The sequence below is a fragment of the Deltaproteobacteria bacterium genome, from assembly GCA_016183175.1.
In the GTDB taxonomy this organism is placed as follows: Bacteria; UBA10199; UBA10199; order UBA10199; family SBBF01; genus JACPFC01.
The window spans coordinates 1-2,224 of the sequence record JACPFC010000136.1; the positions used below are offsets into that span (position 1 = coordinate 1).

The following is a 2,224-nucleotide window of genomic DNA, read 5'->3' on the forward strand; positions in this document are numbered from 1 at the left end:
CCGTGAATTTGCCTCCATAAAGCAGACCCTGACAACCAAAGGCAAACCGATCGGGGCTATTGATATGTTGGTTGCCGCCATTGCCAGGGCCAAAAGCCTGACAATCGTCACCAATAATCTAAAACACTTCGAGTCCATTCCAAATTTGTCAGTGGAAAACTGGTTGTAGATTTATTTCTTGGTTCCGCCAAACAATTTCTTTACCCACCAGAAAGGGCCGATGATGAGATACATCGGATCGGAAAAAAAAGCCGGTTTTTTCTTTTCAAACGCGTGACCAATAAACTGGATGATCCAGCCGACAACAAACAACCCCAGCCCCCAGCGCCAGTCCCAGATAAAAAGGGGAAGCGACACGACAATTATCGGAATGCCGATGGTGTGAAGCGCCTTGTTGACGGGATGTTGATGCGTATTGCGATATGTTTCCAGATAACCCATCAATCCCCATCGTGTCACAGCCCCTTCAAAATCTCCAGCGCTTCTTCCACATGCCGGGCGGCGTTGAATTGGGAAGAAAAAACATGCCGCACCACCCCTTTTTTGTCGATGACATAGGTGACGCGGCCGGGAATGAGACCCAAGGTGGAGCCGACGCCATAGAGTTTTCGGACCTTTCCCCCTTCGTCGCTTACAAGAATAAAGGGGAGGCGATGATGGGCCGCGAACTTTTGATGCGAAGAGGCCGTATCCGAGCTGACACCGATGATTTCGGTCCCTTGATCTTTGAAAACCTCGTATGAATCGCGAAAGGCGCACGCCTCTTTGGTACACCCCGGCGTTTCGTCTTTCGGGTAGAAATAGAGGACGACATTTTTCTTCCCCAAAAAATCCTTCAGGCGGACCGGTTTTCCTTCCTGGTTTTGAAGGGTAAAATCAGGGGCGGCATCGCCGACTTTGACTTTTGTTTCCGAAGCCATAACTTCTTTTCCTTCCGACAGGCTACCGATTAAAACCAAAAACGCCAAAATGCGTTTGGGTTTCACGCTTATCTTTTTCTCCGTTTTTTGACCATTCGACCGATGCCCAGATAGTTTCCGATATTTGCCTTCTTATCGGGAACCGGTTCGATCAGGCCATTGCGGGAAGTAAATATCGTCTGCACCCCCGGCCCATGCCCGGCCAGAAATGAATTGCCGTGAACGACAACGGCGATGGAAACCGCCCCCTTTTTATAGGACCAGCCAAACGTCGATTCGTGATCGATAACCGCCACCAAGTCGCCAAACCTCAAATTTTCGAGCCGGTATTTCTTGAGGATCGACGGATCGCTCGTTTGAATGTCATAATCCCCCTTGAAAGAATCGTTATGCCCCAAACCAGAGCCCATCAGCTCCGCCGGTACAGTGGCCACCACAGGAACCGCTATCGATTTCGATTTTGTTTTAATCGGGATTTTCTTGAGCAGTTCGGGATCAAGGCTGGTAATCGTAATATCCGGATAATCAACAAGCTTCAATCCCTGCCCCACGCCGCGAATCATAATTTTGTCGTCGTAGGTCAGTTGATCCAAAACCTCATCGGGAAAATCGGCCAGCACATGTTCGACTCCGCCATGGTGACCGATCACCGTCCCCTTTTTTCCCTTGGCCTTGCCGTTCACCACCCGCGCCTCGTTACCGATGCAGGTGTAGATATTGAAGCCGAGGTTTGGGTTGGCGGTCCGCCGGTCGTTATAGCCTCCCGCGATCAGCGAAAGTCCCGGTTCTACATGATCGGCCTCAAAACCAAAGACGGAGTCGCCGACTTTTACGTTGTAGGTAATTCCGCCAACGGAAGGGAGCATGAGCCCTTCACCGCGCCGGGTTACTTCCCACCCGAAGGCAACGGGGGGAATGATGTTTCCCTGAAGGGCGAATTGGACCAAACGGTCTGAATTCGTTTTCAACATTTTATTTCCTCCGCGCCACGATTATCCCGTCCCGCATTGGAATGAGAGTGACATCAAAATTTTTATCGGCATAGACCCGCCGGTTGTGTTCCCTGATCGCCTCGGTCCAACCCGGTTTTACATCATCGGTCACCGGATTTTCGACAACCCGGCCGAACCAGAGGCAATTGTCGGCGATGTAGAGACCGCCGGGACGAATCTTCCTCTTCGCCTCCTCCCACGCCTGTGGGTAATCCCCCTTGTCGATATCATTGTAGATGATATCAAACGGCCCTTTTTCCATTTTTAAAAAGTTGACCGCCTCGCCGACCTGATAATCAATCCGCCCCCACA

The 2,224-nt window shown here is 50.9% G+C and carries 4 protein-coding genes; all 4 read right to left on the bottom strand.

The genetic code is table 11. The annotated features are described in order from the left end of the window. Nucleotides 1-171 precede the first annotated feature (171 nt). Complete coding sequence (locus tag HYU99_12110) at nt 172-441, bottom strand: DUF962 domain-containing protein (protein MBI2341091.1); 270 nt, start codon at nt 439-441, stop codon at nt 172-174. A gap of 14 nt (nt 442-455) precedes the next feature. Then, the gene (locus tag HYU99_12115; GenBank protein ID MBI2341092.1) at nt 456-920 is read right to left on the bottom strand and encodes a peroxiredoxin; all 465 of its coding nucleotides are present in this window, start codon (nt 918-920) and stop codon (nt 456-458) included. A gap of 68 nt (nt 921-988) precedes the next feature. Then, the gene (locus HYU99_12120) at nt 989-1,891 is read right to left on the bottom strand and encodes a DUF4438 domain-containing protein (protein ID MBI2341093.1); all 903 of its coding nucleotides are present in this window, start codon (nt 1,889-1,891) and stop codon (nt 989-991) included. A gap of 1 nt (nt 1,892) precedes the next feature. Then, a partial coding sequence (locus HYU99_12125; protein ID MBI2341094.1) for an O-methyltransferase occupies nt 1,893-2,224 on the bottom strand: 332 nt, incomplete at its 5' end.